The following is a 17,971-nucleotide window of genomic DNA, read 5'->3' as shown; positions in this document are numbered from 1 at the left end:
ATATATCAAAATGTGTTATCCTTTAACAGAACCAGAAGTGACGCCGCCAACGATATGTTTTTGACCTAGTAAAAACACGATTAGAACTGGGACAGATGTGAGTACAATATCCGCACTAACTAAATTCCATCTTGCACTAAATTGACCGAAGAAGTTATAGACTGCTAATGTCATTGGCCATTTATCAATTGAATTTAGCAGGTAAAGCGGCGCGGTAAATTCATTCCAGACACCTAGGAAATTAAGTACAAAGATGGTGACTAAAACAGGCTTTAATAATGGGACAATCACCCTAAAGAACAGTGAAAAACCATTACAACCATCCATAATAGCTGCCTCATCTAATTCTCTTGGAACATTGGAAACAAATGCATACGTGATAAAAAGTGAAATAGGAATTCCCATTGCTGTATAAAGTAAAACCATCCCTGTCTGGGTGTTAATCAAATGCAACGATTTCATAACACTCATTAAAGGTATATAATTCATCGGTAGGGTGATTCCCAAGATTAAAAATAAATATATAAATTTATTTAGCTTAGATTGGTTTCTAGATAAAACAAATGCCGCAAAGGCTACTACAATCACAAGAAGTACAGAGCTTACGACTGCGTATAACAAGCTATTTAGAAAGGAGGTAACTAAATGTCCTTGTTCGATAACGACCCGATAATTTTCGAATAAGAATTTTTTTGGTAAAGACAGATTTAAGACCGTAGATTCTGAATCGGATTTAAAGGAATTAAGAATGACGACTAAAAATGGAATAATCACAATCAAACTTAAAATCCAAGCAATCATATTCAAAATTAACGGTTTAATTAGCCTCATCATGCTCATTAATATTCCCCCTTTCTATTCATAATGCGAATAATAAAGACAGAAGCAATTGCCATGATAACGAACAGAATAGTGGAAAGTGCACTTCCCAGTCCCCAATATCCTTTAGCAAAAGCAGAATAAACAGCTGTATTAATAACATCAGTAGCAGAACCAGGTCCGCCATTAGTAAGAACATAGATGATATCAAAAACCCTTAAACCGTATGTAAGATTAAGTACGGTAGCAATCATTACGGTTGGAAAAAGCATGGGTAAAGTAATCCTAAATAACCGTTGAAAGAATCCTGCCCCATCCATTTCAGAAGCTTCATAAAGTTCTTTGGGAATCGCTAATAAACCTGCGATAAAGAGGACCATGATATAGCCCATGCCTTTCCATGTATCCACACCCATAACTGAGGGCATTGCCCATGTTAAAGAACCGAGCCAACTGTGTGCCATAAAGTCTAATCCTAACGACCTAAGGGTGGTGTTTACAAATCCATTGTTTGGATCAAGTAAGCTTTTGAACACTAAACCAACAATTAGAAAAGATAATACTTGTGGAGAAAAGATAATCATTCGATGAAGATTTGCAGCTTTAACACCACTAACTAGCAAGATGGCAAGAAATAGACCAAGTACAGTCTTAGCAAGAGTCGTAAAGATAGTGAAAATTAACGTGTTCTTAATGAATTCTAAATAAACATGGTCTCCAAATATGATATTTTTATAATTCTCAAGTCCGATGAAATTTTTATTTACATCGTAACTATTCCAATCGGTAAATGAGTAATAAATACCAATTAAAGATGGAACAACGATGAAGATTGTATACAAAACAATAGCACCTGATGAAAAATACCAGGGATAGATTTTATTGGTTTTCATATCTTATTACCTCTCAATCGTTAGTAGTGAGCATCTTTCATTTGGACTCTAACTTCTCCGGTGAAAGAGGTCGAACCACTTGAGGATCAATTAAGAAAAAAGAACCGAAGTCGTTAAGATTGCGGCTTCGGTTCTTTTTTATGCTGAAAATTTATTTTTCCCAGCTAGGATCCTTCTGAACTTTCGCTTGTTCTTCTCTTCTCTTGTCAATGTTCTCAAGTATTTGTTTAGGAGTAAGCGATCCAGCAAACATACCTGTTAAATCTTTACCGATATCCATCCATTGTGGATCGATATATTTAACAGCTGCCTGCATGACAGTTCCTTTTTCATGATTCTTCTCATAATCAATATAATCTTGTGTTAATTTAGAATCGATTTCTGGCCAGCAAATAGTTAAGTTTCCCTCTCCGCCATCAAGTACTCTTTGAAGATTTTCATGCTTCGTCATCCAACGGAAGAATTCTAGTATTTCTTTTTGGTGCTTAGAATGCTTGTTCCCAATCATTGCCGCAGACCCACCTGGGTTCACTCCAATGACCTGGTTATCACCAAATGGCATCGCAAAGAATCCCATTTTGTCTTTCATTTCCGGATGAGCCTTTGAAATGTCATTTTCAGTACCCGGAACCCTTAAAATCATAGCTGCCTTGCCTGTTCCAAACGAATCAAGTCCTGCCTCAACTGTGTTAGAGAGGAAGTCCTTTCCGTAGTAACCAAGGTCTGCAAACTCTTTTACCTGTTTTATAACATTTTCCAGTGGTTTTAAATCTTGGATTTTCATTTCATTATTATTTAACTTTTCATATACTCCTGGTACTAACTTTTCATAATTAGGTCCTGTTTCAAATAATGGAAGAACTTGATACCATCCACTTGCTGGTGCCATGTAGAATGGTGTAATTCCGGCTTTCTTAATTTTTTTACTTATAGCTTTAAATTCCTCATAATTTGTAGGTGGATTTATTCCTAGGTCATTAAATATTTTCTTATTATAGTAGACATACCAGATTTTTGTTGGCGCAAATGAAACACCATAAACCTTGTCCTTATAGCTGACAGAAGGAAGAATTTCTTTAGACATTCTACCTGCAAATTCCTCTTTTGTAAGATCGATTGCATTTTCCTCCGGTCTTATATTGCTATTTAAACTTAATGGGTCAACATCGACGTTAATAATATCTGGAGCTTCACCGGATGCAATTTTTGCTTTTACCAGGTCGCGCCATTGTGCATCAGGGACTACTTGGAAATCAACTTTTATACCAGATTCTTTCTCAAAGTCCTTTGCCATTTCTTGCATAATGCCTGTTCTTGGTATACCAGATTGATGTGTTCCAAAAGTCAAGGTTACCTTTGAGTCTTTGCCTGCATCAGAAGATGATTTATCCGAACTGCATCCAGCAGCAAGGACAATAGAAATAATTAGCAAAAGTGAAAGCGCTGTTAATTTAATTTTCTTCAAATGTTTACCCTCCTAGATTAATAGTTTATTATAAAAATATTGAATAACGCGGTACCGTTTATAAGTTAAAGAATACGCTTACATCCAGGTATCCTCAATAGACAAATTCGGCCACTTATTTGTAATTTTTAGACTAGAAAGAAGGAGACTGATTTGTTTCGCTTTAAGTTTAAAACACTTCAACAAAGCCTTTTTACCTATTATTCAGTGTTTTTTATTGTTTTTATAATCAGCATTGGTCTGCTTCTTTTTGCGTACTTTGCAAATTTTACGAAGAGTAATGTCTCAGAGCAACAAAAACAATTAAGTATTTCTATTGGTAGTTTTTTAGATCAAGAGATAACAAAAATAAACAATTTCTCTATGAATATTGTTTATTCGAACTTAGTGAGGGAACATTTTAATCATGACCTTGAACCAATTACCTATCAAAAAGGGAATCACAATTCTAGCACCCCTGAAATGTATACAAATGTTACTACACTAATTAATGTAATTCTGACAATCATCAGTAGTTCAGATACTGCAAGACAGGCTAATATTTATGACTTTAATGGGAATATGGTTGGAGCTGGAGATTTTAATGGAGAACTCTCTGTTGATTTAAAAAACGAGCCCTGGTATTCACAAACAGTAAAGAAAGATGGCTGGAAATACATCAGTATGCTCGACAATAATGATTTACCAGCAGAACTAAGGAATTCAAATAAGGATAAAAAGTATATCTCACTTACAAGGGTCTATAAGAACAACAACTATATTGGTCAAGGGATTGTCGAAATCCAGCAAGACTGCGACACAATGTTTAAATATTTAAATGAACAAACTAGAGGGAATCACAATCTAAAAATCTATGTCATTGATTCTAAGGGCAACTTTTTTTATCCATATAATAATGATAAAGATAAGAAGGCTGGATCCTACTACAAAAATTTAATAATGCTAAAACATTTGACACCAGAAAAAACACATCAAATCAAGAGTCCGATTAATAACTCAAAACAACTCATGACATACTCCATTTTAGAATCTACTGGCTGGACCATCATTGTAACCCAGAACCAAAAAGAATTATTTTCGTACTTGGATCAGCTGACAAGAGTATTTATTTTAATTACTTTTATTACCCTGTTACTAATCCTAATGATTTCATATTTCGTTTCCAAAAGAGTAACCTTTCCATTACAAAAGCTGCGGCGAGCAATTGGAAGAATGGATCTAGATGATCTTTCAAAAAACGATTTTCCAGTTGTAGATAAGGATAGTACTTCAATTGGTGAAATTGATGCACTCAATATAGCCTTTAATAAAATGAATCAAAAATTGTCGCATTCCTTTAATGAACTGCTCATTGCTAGGTCACAGGAATTGGATGCAAAGTTTCTTGCGCTTCAATCCCAGATGGACCCTCATTTTCTTTATAATAATTTGACCAACATCAGTGTAATGGCTGAGGAGGGGATGAATAAGCAAATCGTTACTTTATGTGAGAACGTATCCTTTATGTTAAGGTATATCTCCACTCAAAATAAAAAAGGTGTTCCACTAGCGTCAGAAATCATTTACACAAAAAGATATTTAGATTGTATGAAAATTCGCTATGAAGAAAATTTGACATTTCGCTTTGATATTCCAAAAGAAATGAACGATATTGTTGTCCCAATGCTAATTATTCAACCTATTATTGAAAACTCGATTAAATATGGTTTAAATAATTCTCCACCATGGAATATTTCTGTTTCTGGTAAAATCGAAAGTAATAAATGGCGGATTACAATAACTGATAATGGCCCTGGGTTTGATCCGATTGTCCTAGAAGAATTTAATCATTTCATAGAGACAGAGATTGATTTACTTCACATCCCCGACTTACAAATCAATGGGATGGGACTTAAAAATATTTATATCAGACTCAAGCTATTGTATCAGAATGCCACTTTCTTTGAATTACAAAACCATGGTGAAAAAGGGGTTTCTGTTACCATTGGAGGATTAGTTTAATTATAGAGGGGAAGTAATAATGCGTGAATCACACCTTTCAAATTAAAACAATTATTGTTGAGGATGAATCCCTTATTAGACGGAATATTTCCAAAAAAATATCCGAGTTAAATCCCAATTTTATTGTAATTGGTGAAGCCATGAACGGTCAGGAAGCCCTTAATATGATTGAGAAAGATATACCCCAACTAGTCATTACAGATATCCAGATGCCCATTATGAATGGTTTAGAATTAGCCAAAAGCATCTATTTTGCCTATCCAAATACAAAAACTGCTATTTTAAGCGGACATCATGAGTTTGAATACGCTCGTCAGGCAATCAATTACAAGGTAGAAGATTACTTGTTAAAGCCAGTTGTAAATGAAGATTTACGTTCATTATTAGCTAAAATCGAACTAAAGTTAAAAGGGGATTTAGACTCTCTTGCAAACATTGCTTTATCAATGTCAGATAAAATATCACCAGAAGAATTAGTTGAATCTGTCAAATTATTTATTAAAGAAAACTATAAAAAAGATTTATCCCTTAAAGAAATAGCTAATGAACTAAACTTCACGGTGGATTATTTAGGGAAGATTTTTAAAAAGTATACAAATGAAAGCCCTATTAAATATTTAACCCGATTAAGAATTAGCGAAGCCAAACACATTCTTTCTTCTGATTTGAATATGGAAATTAAAATGGTCGGAAAGGTAGTTGGCTATCCAGACCAGTATTATTTTAGCCGCGTATTTAAAACGAACACGGGTTACTATCCAAGTGAGTATAGGTCAATCATCCAATCAAGCAATTAAGAATGAATCAGACTCAAAATAATCCCTCACTATAAAAAATAGTGAGGGATTTTGGAGTCAGACCTTTTTTGTTATGTATGTGAGACAATTAATTGGCAATCTCCAGCTATCTCGAATTCCCCAAACCCAACCGGGATGATAAGGTGGGTGCCCTTGTCCAATTGATAGGCTTCCCCTTGATGAACAAGTGTGCCTTCGCCCTTTATCACACTCAAAAGCACGTAATGATTCTGCAAATCAAAGGTTGACTTTCCGTTTACATCCCATTTATATACGGAGAAGAAATCAGATTCAACATAGGAGGTAATTGTTGCATTTTCCTTTTTTTCAATTTTAGGAACAGTAACGTTCCCTTGATGTGGAACTGAAGTAACATCAATCGCTTTCTCCAAATGGAGATCTCGCAAATTGCCTTCTGCATCTCTGCGGTCATAATCATAGACGCGGTAGGTGGTATCCGAGCTTTGTTGTGTTTCTAATACCAGGGTTCCTTCACACAAAGCATGGATGGTCCCACTTGGTACATAGAAAAAATCCCCTGGCTTAATTTTAACCCTGCGAAGTAAATCCTCCCATCGCCCTTCCTTCGTTTGCTGGATCAATTCTTCTTTTGTCTTGGCGTTATGGCCAAAAATCATGTCCGCATCCTCTTTACAATCAATGATATACCAGCATTCTGTTTTCCCAAGTTCACCGTTTTCATGGATTTTTGCATAGGTATCACCTGGATGAACTTGAACGGATAAATCCATGTTCGCATCCAATATTTTTGTTAATAGAGGGAAAACGTCTTCCGTCGGATTTCCAAAAAGTTCAGGTTGTTCTTTCCAAAGTACGTCCAGAGTTTTTCCAGCAAATGGTCCATTTTCAATCATCGATGGACCGTTCGGATGTGCGGAAATCGCCCAGCATTCCCCTGTTTTATCGTTTGGTATCGAGTAACCAAATTCTTTTTGTAAGGCGGTTCCACCCCAAATTCGTTCTTTAAAAACGGGTTTTAAAAATAATGGCTGCAATATAATTCCCTCCGTAGTTCATATGTCTATTGGAATTTTCCCCTTTCAAATTTATCATAATCATTTTTTTATGGAAAGCTATTAATTTACGGCTGTTTCCATTAATTATTTCTAATCACAGCATTCATCCAAGGATTGCATTGTTTGAGTAATCATTGGAAATTTTGATAGAATAAACAGACTACATTTTTTAAGGAGAGATCAAATGACAAACAACCAAAAATATATCGGTTATATTGGAACATACACGAAGGGGGACAGTAAAGGAATCTATTCCTTCACACTTGATACTAACGAGGGAAGAATAGTGGATATTAACGAGGCGGCACAGTTAGAAAATCCTACATACCTAACGATCAGTAAGGACAATCGCTATCTATATTCCGTTGCAAAAAAAGGGGAAGAAGGTGGTGTCGTTGCTTTTTCAATAGAGGGTGATGGCACATTAACGGAGCAAAATCGTCAGATGCTTCCAGGCTCATCGCCATGTCATGTAAGTGTAGACAGCAAAAACCGCTATGCATTCAGTGCAAATTACCATAAAGGATCCGTAGAATCCTACTTAATTAACGAGGAGGATGGCACGGTCCAACCGGCTGCCTCAATCATTAAACATGAAGGTTCAGGCCCAGATCCAAGACAGGAAAAACCACATACTCATTATGCAGGAGTCACACCTGATGAGAACTATCTCGCAGTTGTAGAATTAGGAATTGATGCCCTTATTTCGTATCCGATTAACAGTGATGGCACACTTTCAAAAGCCAGCCTGTTACCTTTAAAAGCTGGGAGCGGACCAAGGCATTTGGTTTTTCATCCTAATGGCCAATATGCATATATCATGACCGAATTTAGTTCGGAGGTCATTGTATTAACCTATCATAAGGAAGATGGCCACTTTACCGAAAAACAATATATATCCACACTTCCAGCTGATTTTACAGATAATAACCAAGGCAGTGCGATTCATATTTCAGCTGATGGACGCTTTGTCTATGCCGGTAATCGCGGGCATAACAGTATAGCCGTTTTCCGTGTGGATATCGAAACGGGCGAGCTTAGCTTTGTTGAACATACATCGACTGAAGGTGATTGGCCAAGGGATTTTGAAATTGATCCTAGCGGGAAGTTTGTGGTTGCTTCGAATCAGGAGTCAGGCAATTTAGTATTGTTCTCAAGGGATGAGTTTTCGGGGAAATTGACGTTGATTGAGTCTGATATTACTGTGCCTTATGCGGTTTGTGTGAAGTTTTTAAATTATTAACCTATACCTAAAACAGCTTAACAAATTGCTCATTAATTTGTTAAGCTGTTTCAAATTTATAGAGCATTTTATTCACTTTAAAATTTTACTTAATAAAAATACGTTCTCTGTATAAGGGTATTTTATTATATTGCTTTTCCATAATATACAGACGAACAATAATAACCTGCTATAATCACCTGAGGTCTTATACTTTGCGCCCGCTGCTGTCCCAAAAATTGAATATTGCGAAAATTGTATAATCAATAACCCTCGTATTAATTATATACTCCACCTCAATAGTCTTTTTATCCAAGGGATAAATTAAATTGGCTCTAAAGGGAACGTTTTAGGAAATCTCTAATTTCATCAATGGAAAGTCCTATCTTTTTAGCTTCATTAATAAGTTCTAACCATTCTGTATCAAAATCTTTTTCATTGGTTAATGCAGACAAAATTCACCCTCCTAAAATGATTACTATTTCAGGTAACTCAGCCATCCTAGTTAAAAACTTTAGACCTGTAGCTTTGCGTCCCAATCTTTCGAAAGGTTTGCCTTTGTCGTTTATAGTATTAAAGTATTAAAGTATTAAAATATTATAGAATAAACTAATAGTACTATAGTCTTACGGGAAACTAAATGCAAATATTTCCAAAAATTTCGACACAATTTCGACAAAAAATATGTAAACCCATTAGTCATAATTTAGAAGTTTTAAAAAACAGTTCTCACAAGTTACCTGACCTAATTCAATAAATTTAATATTTCTAAGGGTCTTCCTTTTAATAATTCGATCCTTATTAAATTCTAGACCGCATGCACAATGATAGGAATCTTTCACAATGTGAATCTGGTTTCTTTCTTTTATTAGTGGATATATCATGATTTCCCTTCTTTTCTAATTATCGGTTCCTAAATAAGAACAACTTATGTTCATTATAAAAGAAAATGTAGAATTTTGTAAATGGAAACGGGTTAATTTTACCCATAGAAATATTATTAACTTATAATACGAAAGTTGTACATTATTGGATTATTTTAGTGTGAATATCTCCTATTTGTTCTTTAAAGGGAACAATGATAAAATTAATAATATAATTCAATTAAGAAATACTAGTTAGTTAGGAGCAAGGATTTTGGATTATCAACCGGTACAAGGTAGTAGAATACGTAAGAGAAAGACAAAGAAACGATTTCTTTTTATAAAAGTCTTAATGATTATTTTATGGGGACTATTTTTGTTGGTAAATACCTGGACTGAGAGTATAGAGCGATTAATATATTTACATTCATTTGGATTAAAGTGGGTATCAAATCCGGACTTTTTGTCTTTTTTTTATTTAAATGATTTAACCTTGATTCATTCTGAATTTATTAAAATTAAGTTAGGCCATTTTATCGGTTTTGCGATAATGGATTTTCTCCTCTTCAATCTATTAAGAAGTCACATATATTCTATCGGAATCTCCATTACTTTTGCGTTTCTAACAGAATTCCTGCAGTTATTTTTCGGGAGAGATGGACGTTTTTATGACTTAGTTATTGATTCATTCGGTATTTTATCAGTATTTTTTATTTTAAAAAGGTTTAATATTAGATGAAACAGGATGGGCCACTTTGCTCATCCTGTTTTATTGTTTTTGATAAGTCTGTGCAAACAAAAAGGAATTCAAGACAATACTAAATGAGATGCTTATCAGAGATAAAGGATGTGACTTTCTTGAATTTTTTTCATAGCCAAGAAACACTTAGTTCAATTGAGTGGATTCTAAGAGCCATCATTGGATTTTTCTTTTTACTCATTGTTGCAAAAATCATGGGTCAACGCGCTATCTCCCAATTAAGATTACTGGATTTCGTTATCGCCATGGTCATAGGAAATATTATTGCTCATCCATTATCAGATGAACATCTTGGGATGAAAGGATCGATGATTACTACCGTTGTATTGGTTGCTTTGTATACAGGGGGTATATTAATCAGCTTAAAATCGGCACTCATCGATAAGTTCCTAGACCCAGCGCCATTTCCCCTTATTAAAGAAGGAGAAATCATTTATAAGGCCTTAAAGAAAGCTAGAATATCCGTTAATCATTTATTAGCTGAATTAAGGAAAGAAAAGGTAGAAGATATTAAAAAGGTTGCGTTAGCATTATGGGAATCTGATGGGAAACTTTCAATTTTCTTAGATCCTCAGTACGAGGCGATTACGCCATCAATCTATCAGATAAAAACTGAGCCTTTCGATCTCCCACAGACGGTAATCAAAGAAGGAAAGATAGATTATCATACACTGAAGCAAATCAACAAGGATAAAGGGTGGCTTATTCACACTCTTAATCAAACGCATCAAACAGAGATACAGAACGTTTTACTAGCCACAATTGACGGAAAAAACAATTTGAAGGTATTCTTTTATAGATAATAGGAGTTTATCTACAATCTTCGGAGGGTTATTGGGGATTAAAAATTCCTAATCTCCTTTAAAGGAACTCTGAATTGAGGTAATACCTGAAACAATTAATGGGACATAAGCCATCTGTTGGTCCAGATGGCTTATTAATGTGGCAATACCGCTTTTAATATACTGGTAAGTCTCTTCTTATACAACAATAGGTACATCTTCTTTCCTTGTGACCGCTCACCTATTTGTGAAGATACTTCATATTTTGAAGGCCATATCCAGTTTCCGATTTCAATCAACGTATGTTTGACTGTATCATAGCTAAAAAATTGATAATCGAGGAAATCCCAGTACTTCCTAAATCCCTTTATAGATTGGTACTCCCAAAGAGTATTATTCGCTTTAAATGGGAACATCTTGACATCGTCTAAGTGTGGAAATTGCTGATAAACGATGGATAAGGTCCTGATCATTCGTTTTAATGTTTGGTGAGATTCCGCAAGCTTTATGAATTGGTCAAAATCAATCTCATTACTGTCCTTGTAAATGACTTGAATAATATCCATAAAATATTTCATCGAATCTAAATTATGCCGCCAGCCATGAAGGCATATCATATAAAAGGTATGAAGATGGGACAGTTCTTTAATATATCCTGATTTGCTCACGGGTATCGACTGTTTCCAAAGGTCATTAATATTAAACCTCGAGGTACTTCTCTTCACCAAATCCCAATGTAATTCCACCACTAACGGAGTGGGCGAGGTAGGTAATCTCTTGCTAAAACTGCAATGGAAATGACCAGGTATTTGCTCCTCTTCAAAAGTAAAACCTAATGATTTTACGGATTCAATGGCGATATTTAGGTCCTGTATTCTGACTAACAAATCAATATCAGATGTAGCCCTTGCCCCCATGTGGCCAAAATATTTCTCAGCAAAATAAACCCCTTTAAGAGCAATAACATCTATCTTTTTCTCCTCAAATCCTCGCAATAATTGATCCGTTTGATTTTTAATAAAAAGGTTTTGATAAAATCCTTTATCATATTCTTCTTTAAGACGAAATTGAAAAAATGCAGGCGTTTGATAGAGCCTCCCCTGCTGCTTTAATAAAAAATAAACTTGAGATGCAATACCGTCATTTTCAATATCCTGAAGCGCTTGATGATAAAACACTGCATCCTGAGGCAGTGATTTCTGATTATCATATAAAAATCTGACGAACTCTATACTCACTAGCCTCATCTCCCATTTTATTAGTTTGAAACTAAAGACAAAGGTGTTTCTTTATTTGAACTATAGGATGTTTCGTTGAGTTTTCGATATAAACCTTTTTGTCCGATTAACTCCTCATGTGTTCCCTGTTGAACAATTTTCCCATCATTCATCACCATGATTACATCAGCGTTTTGGACTGTCGACAAGCGGTGGGCGATAACAATCGTCGTTCTACCTTTCATCAATTCATCCAGTGCTTCTTTGACGTAATATTCGGTTTCACCATCCAAAGCGGAAGTAGCTTCGTCTAATAATAAAATGGGCGAATCTTTTAATATTGCACGGGCAATTGCGACTCTTTGCTTTTGGCCGCCAGATAACTTAACTCCATTTTCGCCAATTTGAGTTTCATATCTGTTAGGAAGTGAGAGAATAAAGTCATGAATCTCAGCATTGATTGCCGCTTCCACCATTTCTTTCTCAGTCACATTGGGGCGGGCAATCAAAAGGTTATCTCGAACGGTTCCAGCAAATAAGAAGGTTTCTTGAGGGACATGGGCAATCGAACTCCTTAATGCTGAAGCGGAAATCTCTGTAATAGGCTTACCAGCAATCTTTATTTCGCCTGATTGCGGCCTATAAAATCCTTGTAAAAGATTAAAAAGTGTACTCTTACCAGCTCCACTAGGGCCAACTAACGCCACCACTTTTCCAGCAGGAATCTCTAAATGAAAATGTTCCAACACATTTTTATTTTCCACATAATTAAAGGTGACGTTATGAAACTGAATCGAATCGACTCGGTTCAAGGTTGACTCAAAAGAAGGCAATTCTTTTAAATCGGCTGGTGTTTCGAGAACCGCTAGCACTCTCTCCAGTGCTGCCACAGACCGTTGAAAGCCGGCCCATAGACTCGCCATTCCTGTGATTGGATAAAATAAGTGACCAACTAAGTTTAGAAACGTTAACAAAGCTCCAACGGTTAACACCCCTTTGGATACAAAAAGGGCTCCAACAGAGAGATTAATCATAAAAGTGATAGAACCTAAGATTTGACCACCCGTATTATACCAGCTTTGAAGTTTTGCATTTTCAAGCTCCAATTGGAATAATTCCTTATTTTGTTTGGCGTACTTAGTATATTGAAGTTTCTCAAGTGTAAAGGAACGAATAACCGTGAAGCCGTGAAACGTCTCATTTAGGAGGCTATTAATATTTCCTACTAATCGGTGTATCAATCTACCATTTTTCCGAAGCAACAAGCCAAATGCAACACCAGATAATGCCGCGATTGGTGCAATGATAAGGCTTACCATACATAGTGTCAGATTAATATTTAACAAATAAAAAAAGACAACAATATAGATAATTGGTAATCTAACTAAACTGATAAGATTACTTCCAATTACCCCATCGACACCATGGATATCATTAGAAAAATGGGACATTAATTCACCAGATCGAATATTGGATGTATCTGCTGCTGGCAGTCTTAATACATGGTGAAAAAAATGATTTTTAATGTCCATTTTCACCCCATTGGTTGCAATCATATTAAAGTATGTATATGAAACACTGGAGACGATACTCAATAATATAAGCAATGCGCCATATGGAATAAATGATAAAATCTGTTGATAGCCACCATGAATAGCTGCATCAGTAATCTGACCATAGTACTTTGCAAAAGCAATCGTTAAGTAAATGTCCAATCCTAATAATAGAAGAATGACAATATAGGCCTTCCAACGTCTCATAATAAAAGGAAATACAAAGGAAAAGGTCCTGCGAAGATCTTTCATGGAAAAATATTGTTTAATTAAAGAATCAATCCGTTCCTTCATCATATGGACACTCCAAATTTTATTAGAATTGTAATTTGAATTTCCTATTTAAAAATTTTCTAAGCATGCCTGATAGTATAGGAAAGGTAAGAATCATTTTTCCCCAACAGCGAGCAAGAAAATGTTGCGGGTTTATAGTCAGTTGTTTTTTTTGCACACTTGCTAGTTTACCAAGGATATACTCTTCTCTTATAAGTTGATCGTACCCAAGGTTTGTATCACCTTTAAATAAGAAAAACAGTTGGTTATCTATTTTTTTTACACTCACAAAGCGATGGGCAATTAATTGACCTGTTTGCGAATAGAACAGAATCACATCGCCCTTCTTTAATTGTGAAGATGGACATGGGATAAACCTACATAGATTACCTTGTTGAATAAAAGGAAACATACTATTCCCATATGCCGGCAGCTCCAACCAGCCGTCCTTTTTGATCGTACGTTTAAGAATTGCAAAGGTATGGTTGTCAATCAACATGTTCAATCAGCCCGTACTGAACGAGATTGGCTAGAAATTCTTCCATGTCCTTTTTTACTTGCTGCACATTTTCAGTTGTTGAAAACTTCTCCAACAAAGATTGAGTTAGGGAATCAACTGTTTGAACCTTATTAAGCAATGACCAGCAATGTCCACCCTCATCATTTAATTTGGTGATTGTATATTGGTCAGTATTCAAGATAATCCATTCTCCATCAAGCTCGGTAGCTTCATAATTTCCTTTTTGAATATATTGAGTCATCATGATATTAACTCCCAAAATGTATTATTTTTTTGAAAATGCAGTTCATAAACAGGTACATTCTTCACCAATTTGGTCATTAACCTCATTATGGTTTTGGTCTCTTCAACACTATGGGGCCAAAAGAAGACTTTATCCATTAAATGAAGTAGTGCATCCGATTTAATAGATCTGGTTCTTTTATTTTGAAGGGCTTGGCAAAGTAATTGAACACTAGCTAATTCTACATTTCCCTCAAAAGAATCTGCTTGGATTTCACTTCGAAATGGTGAATTATATACAATAACTTCATTGGAAGTAATTTTGACAAGTGTTGCCTCATCCGAAAGAAGTGGTCTTGGATACGATAGTTTGGCTGCTGTTGATTTACCTGCCCCCGATTGACCAGCGAAAATATGGGCTTTACCGTGTTCTATTGCACATGAGGAGTGGATCAAGAGACCCCAATTATGATAAACAATGAAGGCACTGTATAAATTTGTTAAGGCGTGTTTTAAGGCAAAATCATTATAAACTGATATAACTGCAGACCTAAAGTCAGTATCAACCTCTATTAGGTAATCAGCTCGGCGGTAAAGGATTTGGTTGTTTTTTTTTGTGATTTCTACGTCATAATCTTGAAAGGAAACACCGTAGCCCTCTTCAATTTTGATGACAAGATCTGGCTGCATATTATCAGCATAAATGTGGGAATGATAATTTTTTTCAAACATTTTCTTTAGATATACAGACTCACAGATTATATGTATGAAATGGTCGCCAATTTTTGTATTTAATGAGATCATATTGGCCTCCTATAGGATAAGTCGATATTGATTAGGAAGGGAAGCCAATGGAGATATTCCCTTTGGTCTTCCGCCTCTGTGAAATTAAGGGTTAACATTTGGATTACACTGACCTACTCCGATATTACCATTTCCGTTTCCATTGCCATTATTATTTCCATTGCCGGCGGTTCCCGCTCCACAAGGTTGTGGATTTGGATTTGTGTCTACTGGGAAGTTGATTCCATCATTGCCTGTTCCATTATGGTCGTGTTTACCCTTACCTGGATTCCAACTCTGGGCTGTTTCAAAACGTATTGGTTGATGGCTTAAGACGATTGGTCTAGAATAAACTGTTTCTTTAATCACTTATATCACCTCCTAATCTATCTAATTACGTTCACTATAATGAACGTTAAACCCAAAAAAGCTTGTCAATTTTCATTTTATAAATAGAAATATCTTTATATAAAATTATAAACCAATAAACGTTCTGTTAAAAGAACAAAAATTCGACAAAAATGTGATGCTCTATTAACTTATTCGTTGATAAAACGTTTATGCGACTACCAAATAAATACCTCTTTGGGTTACAATCCATTATTTAAATACCAGTCAAAATTAATATAATAATTTTATAATTGATTAACAGCATTTATTTTCTCGTACTCTTTCTCAAATCCATTAGGATAATTAACTTGCCATCGCCATGAATCTTTACACATCTCATCAAGACCTTTATTGGCATTCCAATTTAGTTCTTCATTTGCCTTGGAAGCATCGGCAAAACTAATAGAAACATCTCCAGGTCTTCGGTTTACTATTCTATATGGTATTGGACGCCCAATTACTTGTTCAAAGGCATGAATCATATCCAATACGCTGTATCCTGTACCAGTTCCTAGATTATATGCCGTAATTCCTGAATTCTCCATAACCTTTACCAGAGCTTTTAAATGACCATCTGCAAGATCTACCACATGAATATAATCTCTAACTCCAGTACCATCATGTGTTTGATAGTCACCACCAAATACTTTTAGTTCAGGTAATTTCCCAACAGCTACTTGAGTAATATAAGGAACGAGATTGTTAGGAACACCATTAGGATCTTCTCCAATTTGCCCGCTGCAGTGTGCACCAACTGGATTAAAATAACGTAACAGGGCAATACTCCAGTTTTGGTTGGAAGCATATAAATCTTGTAAAATTTCCTCAATCATTAGTTTTGTGCGCCCATAAGGGTTTGTTGCTTGAAGTGGTAAATCCTCACTTAGAGGTACCTGTTCTTGAAGTCCGTATACGGTTGCTGAAGAACTAAATACTAAGTTATAAACCCCATATTTCTCCATAACTCGACATAAATTTAATGTCCCTACTATATTGTTGTTATAATACCGTAATGGCATAGATACTGATTCTCCAACTGCTTTTAATCCAGCAAAATGAATTACTGCCACAATACCATTTTCAAGAAACACAGACTCTATTGCAGAGTAATCAAGTAAATCCACATCATAAATTTTAAAGTCCTTGCCTGTTATTTCTTTAACCCTTTTTAAAGACTCAGGCTTACTATTCAAAAAATTGTCCACCACAACAATTTCATGCCCTGCATTCAATAACTCTATACAGGTATGAGATCCAATGTATCCTGCGCCGCCTGTAACTAATATAGACATATACAAAATCCTCCTTCAATTTTGTTCATTATAAAGAACCTATTAATCAAAAAAAATTCACGTTATTAAAACCACGTAAATTTTAACTCTTCTAACTGAATATTATAATTCAACAAACGTTCCTTTTAAAGAACTTTTATTCGACAAAATCTATTAAACCCCAACATGAAAACAAATACTTTTCGATTCCAGGGAAAGCTTATTTTATTAATCAAATCAGGGCAGAATTATCTAATGGCTTAAAATAAAAAAATAGTAAAGGATGAACCAATTGAAAAAATGTTTTTTTAAGGTCGTAATAACAATTTCTTTGTTACTTTTTTTATTCCCTGTTAATTTTTTTAACTCTTTTGTCCAGGTGCATGCAGAAAAAACAAAGTTAAGTGTTAAATATACTTTAGAGTTAAGCCGTTGGGGGATATATAACGATGCTACACACGCAGTGGAAACAACCAAAGGATTGAATCAAGCTCTCAAATGGGCTTACCAACAAGGCTACTCCACTTTTGTTGTTCCGGATGGAACTTATTTGGTTTCAAAAGATGGACAAATAAATATGGTTAGTAATATGGATTTTCAATTAGGAAAAGGTACTGTTCTGCAAAAAGAAGCGAACAGTAATACAGGTTATATACTTCTTTATATGGGACCCGGTGTTCACAATGTTTCCTTAAAAGGGGGAACATACAAAGGAGATAAAGAAACTCACGATTATAATATGATAAAATCAACGCATGAAGGCGGGTATGGGATTGTTACAAGTGGAGCAAGTGATGTAACTATTGATGGAATTAAATCCATACATTTTACAGGGGATGGCTTAGCTGTAGGTTCAATGGGTAAACTCATCAAAGAATTTTATGCGAAGAGTTTTGTACCTGGATCCGTTAATTCTAAAGGGAAGCTGACTAAAGACTCCACAAAAATGAGAATTGAAAAGATTCCACTAACAGTGTGAAAAACGGTGTTAAAATCCCCAATATAAACGGTTAAAAATTCCCCAAAAATAACGGATAATTGTCTCGATACATCAAATTTTTTTTGAGTGGAGAGACAACATGTTAAAGGATGGGGAATTTTTT

Annotated in this window: 18 protein-coding genes and 1 riboswitch; of the genes, 6 read left to right on the top strand and 12 right to left on the bottom strand. The window is 35.1% G+C overall.

Annotation, left to right across the window (positions count from 1 at the left end):
* Window positions 1–15: 15 nt before the first annotated feature.
* The 3 genes from J7E77_RS19265 to J7E77_RS19255 all read right to left on the bottom strand — a co-directional run bounded on the left by J7E77_RS19265 (window position 16) and on the right by J7E77_RS19255 (window position 3,177).
* Complete coding sequence (locus J7E77_RS19265; protein ID WP_251026523.1) at window positions 16–840, bottom strand: carbohydrate ABC transporter permease; 825 nt, start codon at window positions 838–840, stop codon at window positions 16–18.
* Window positions 840–1,712 carry a carbohydrate ABC transporter permease gene (locus J7E77_RS19260; protein ID WP_214716511.1) on the bottom strand — a complete coding sequence of 291 codons (873 nt, stop codon included), beginning with the start codon at window positions 1,710–1,712 and terminating at the stop codon, window positions 840–842. Before J7E77_RS19260 ends, J7E77_RS19265 begins: the two co-directional genes overlap by 1 nt.
* 151 nt (window positions 1,713–1,863) lie before the next feature.
* Window positions 1,864–3,177: an ABC transporter substrate-binding protein gene (locus J7E77_RS19255; protein WP_214716510.1), complete on the bottom strand. Its 1,314-nt coding sequence runs from the start codon at window positions 3,175–3,177 to the stop codon at window positions 1,864–1,866.
* A 153-nt stretch (window positions 3,178–3,330) separates the two neighbouring features.
* On the opposite strand from J7E77_RS19255, the gene J7E77_RS19250 reads away from it, so the two are divergent.
* Together J7E77_RS19250 and J7E77_RS31470 are read left to right on the top strand one after the other, a co-directional pair.
* Window positions 3,331–5,178, top strand: coding sequence for a sensor histidine kinase (locus tag J7E77_RS19250; protein WP_214716509.1), 1,848 nt, complete (start codon window positions 3,331–3,333; stop codon window positions 5,176–5,178).
* 23 nt (window positions 5,179–5,201) lie between these two features.
* On the top strand, window positions 5,202–5,975 hold the full coding sequence (locus tag J7E77_RS31470; protein ID WP_214716508.1) for a response regulator transcription factor: 774 nt from the start codon (window positions 5,202–5,204) through the stop codon (window positions 5,973–5,975).
* A gap of 71 nt (window positions 5,976–6,046) precedes the next feature.
* Here J7E77_RS31470 and manA read toward each other — a convergent pair whose 3' ends face one another.
* A complete protein-coding gene (gene manA / locus J7E77_RS19240; protein ID WP_214716598.1) occupies window positions 6,047–6,994 on the bottom strand; it encodes a mannose-6-phosphate isomerase, class I in 948 nt (315 codons plus the stop codon).
* A 202-nt stretch (window positions 6,995–7,196) separates the two neighbouring features.
* On the opposite strand from manA, the gene J7E77_RS19235 reads away from it, so the two are divergent.
* Window positions 7,197–8,255 (top strand): lactonase family protein, encoded by a 1,059-nt coding sequence (locus tag J7E77_RS19235; protein ID WP_214716507.1) that lies wholly within the window; start codon window positions 7,197–7,199, stop codon window positions 8,253–8,255.
* 314 nt (window positions 8,256–8,569) lie between these two features.
* On the opposite strand, the gene J7E77_RS19230 is transcribed toward J7E77_RS19235, so the two are convergent.
* Window positions 8,570–8,689, bottom strand: a complete 120-nt coding sequence (locus tag J7E77_RS19230) for an anti-repressor SinI family protein (RefSeq protein ID WP_214716505.1) — start codon at window positions 8,687–8,689, stop codon at window positions 8,570–8,572.
* A gap of 28 nt (window positions 8,690–8,717) precedes the next feature.
* Window positions 8,718–8,801: riboswitch (cyclic di-GMP riboswitch) on the bottom strand.
* Window positions 8,802–9,371: 570 nt separating this feature from the next.
* On the opposite strand from J7E77_RS19230, the gene J7E77_RS19225 reads away from it, so the two are divergent.
* Both J7E77_RS19225 and J7E77_RS19220 read left to right on the top strand, forming a co-directional pair.
* Window positions 9,372–9,836 carry a VanZ family protein gene (locus J7E77_RS19225; protein WP_251026741.1) on the top strand — a complete coding sequence of 155 codons (465 nt, stop codon included), beginning with the start codon at window positions 9,372–9,374 and terminating at the stop codon, window positions 9,834–9,836.
* Window positions 9,837–9,955: 119 nt separating this feature from the next.
* The gene (locus J7E77_RS19220; protein WP_214716503.1) at window positions 9,956–10,660 is read left to right on the top strand and encodes a DUF421 domain-containing protein; all 705 of its coding nucleotides are present in this window, start codon (window positions 9,956–9,958) and stop codon (window positions 10,658–10,660) included.
* A 134-nt stretch (window positions 10,661–10,794) separates the two neighbouring features.
* On the opposite strand, the gene J7E77_RS19215 is transcribed toward J7E77_RS19220, so the two are convergent.
* The 7 genes from J7E77_RS19215 to galE form a co-directional block, all read right to left on the bottom strand.
* Window positions 10,795–11,877, bottom strand: coding sequence for a nucleotidyltransferase family protein (locus J7E77_RS19215; RefSeq protein WP_214716502.1), 1,083 nt, complete (start codon window positions 11,875–11,877; stop codon window positions 10,795–10,797).
* Between the two features lie 20 nt (window positions 11,878–11,897).
* Window positions 11,898–13,706 carry an ABC transporter ATP-binding protein gene (locus J7E77_RS19210; RefSeq protein ID WP_251026742.1) on the bottom strand — a complete coding sequence of 603 codons (1,809 nt, stop codon included), beginning with the start codon at window positions 13,704–13,706 and terminating at the stop codon, window positions 11,898–11,900.
* Between the two features lie 19 nt (window positions 13,707–13,725).
* Entirely contained in the window at window positions 13,726–14,181 is a 456-nt protein-coding gene (locus J7E77_RS19205; protein WP_214716501.1) for a signal peptidase I, read from the bottom strand.
* Window positions 14,171–14,446, bottom strand: a complete 276-nt coding sequence (locus J7E77_RS19200) for a PqqD family protein (protein WP_251026743.1) — start codon at window positions 14,444–14,446, stop codon at window positions 14,171–14,173. The genes J7E77_RS19205 and J7E77_RS19200 overlap by 11 nt, the downstream gene beginning before the upstream one ends.
* A complete protein-coding gene (locus J7E77_RS19195; RefSeq protein WP_214716500.1) occupies window positions 14,443–15,228 on the bottom strand; it encodes a hypothetical protein in 786 nt (261 codons plus the stop codon). The genes J7E77_RS19200 and J7E77_RS19195 overlap by 4 nt, the downstream gene beginning before the upstream one ends.
* Before the next feature lie 84 nt (window positions 15,229–15,312).
* Window positions 15,313–15,576, bottom strand: coding sequence for a hypothetical protein (locus J7E77_RS19190; protein ID WP_214716499.1), 264 nt, complete (start codon window positions 15,574–15,576; stop codon window positions 15,313–15,315).
* A 266-nt stretch (window positions 15,577–15,842) separates the two neighbouring features.
* The gene (gene galE, locus J7E77_RS19185) at window positions 15,843–16,889 is read right to left on the bottom strand and encodes a UDP-glucose 4-epimerase GalE (protein ID WP_214716498.1); all 1,047 of its coding nucleotides are present in this window, start codon (window positions 16,887–16,889) and stop codon (window positions 15,843–15,845) included.
* Window positions 16,890–17,160: 271 nt separating this feature from the next.
* Here galE and J7E77_RS19180 point away from each other — a divergent pair, with 271 nt between their 5' ends.
* Window positions 17,161–17,847: a glycoside hydrolase family protein gene (locus J7E77_RS19180; protein ID WP_214716496.1), complete on the top strand. Its 687-nt coding sequence runs from the start codon at window positions 17,161–17,163 to the stop codon at window positions 17,845–17,847.
* The last annotated feature ends 124 nt before the right edge of the window (window positions 17,848–17,971 follow it).

This window comes from Bacillus sp. ISL-77, assembly GCF_018613105.1.
This window is presented reverse-complemented; position numbering and strand designations above follow the sequence as displayed.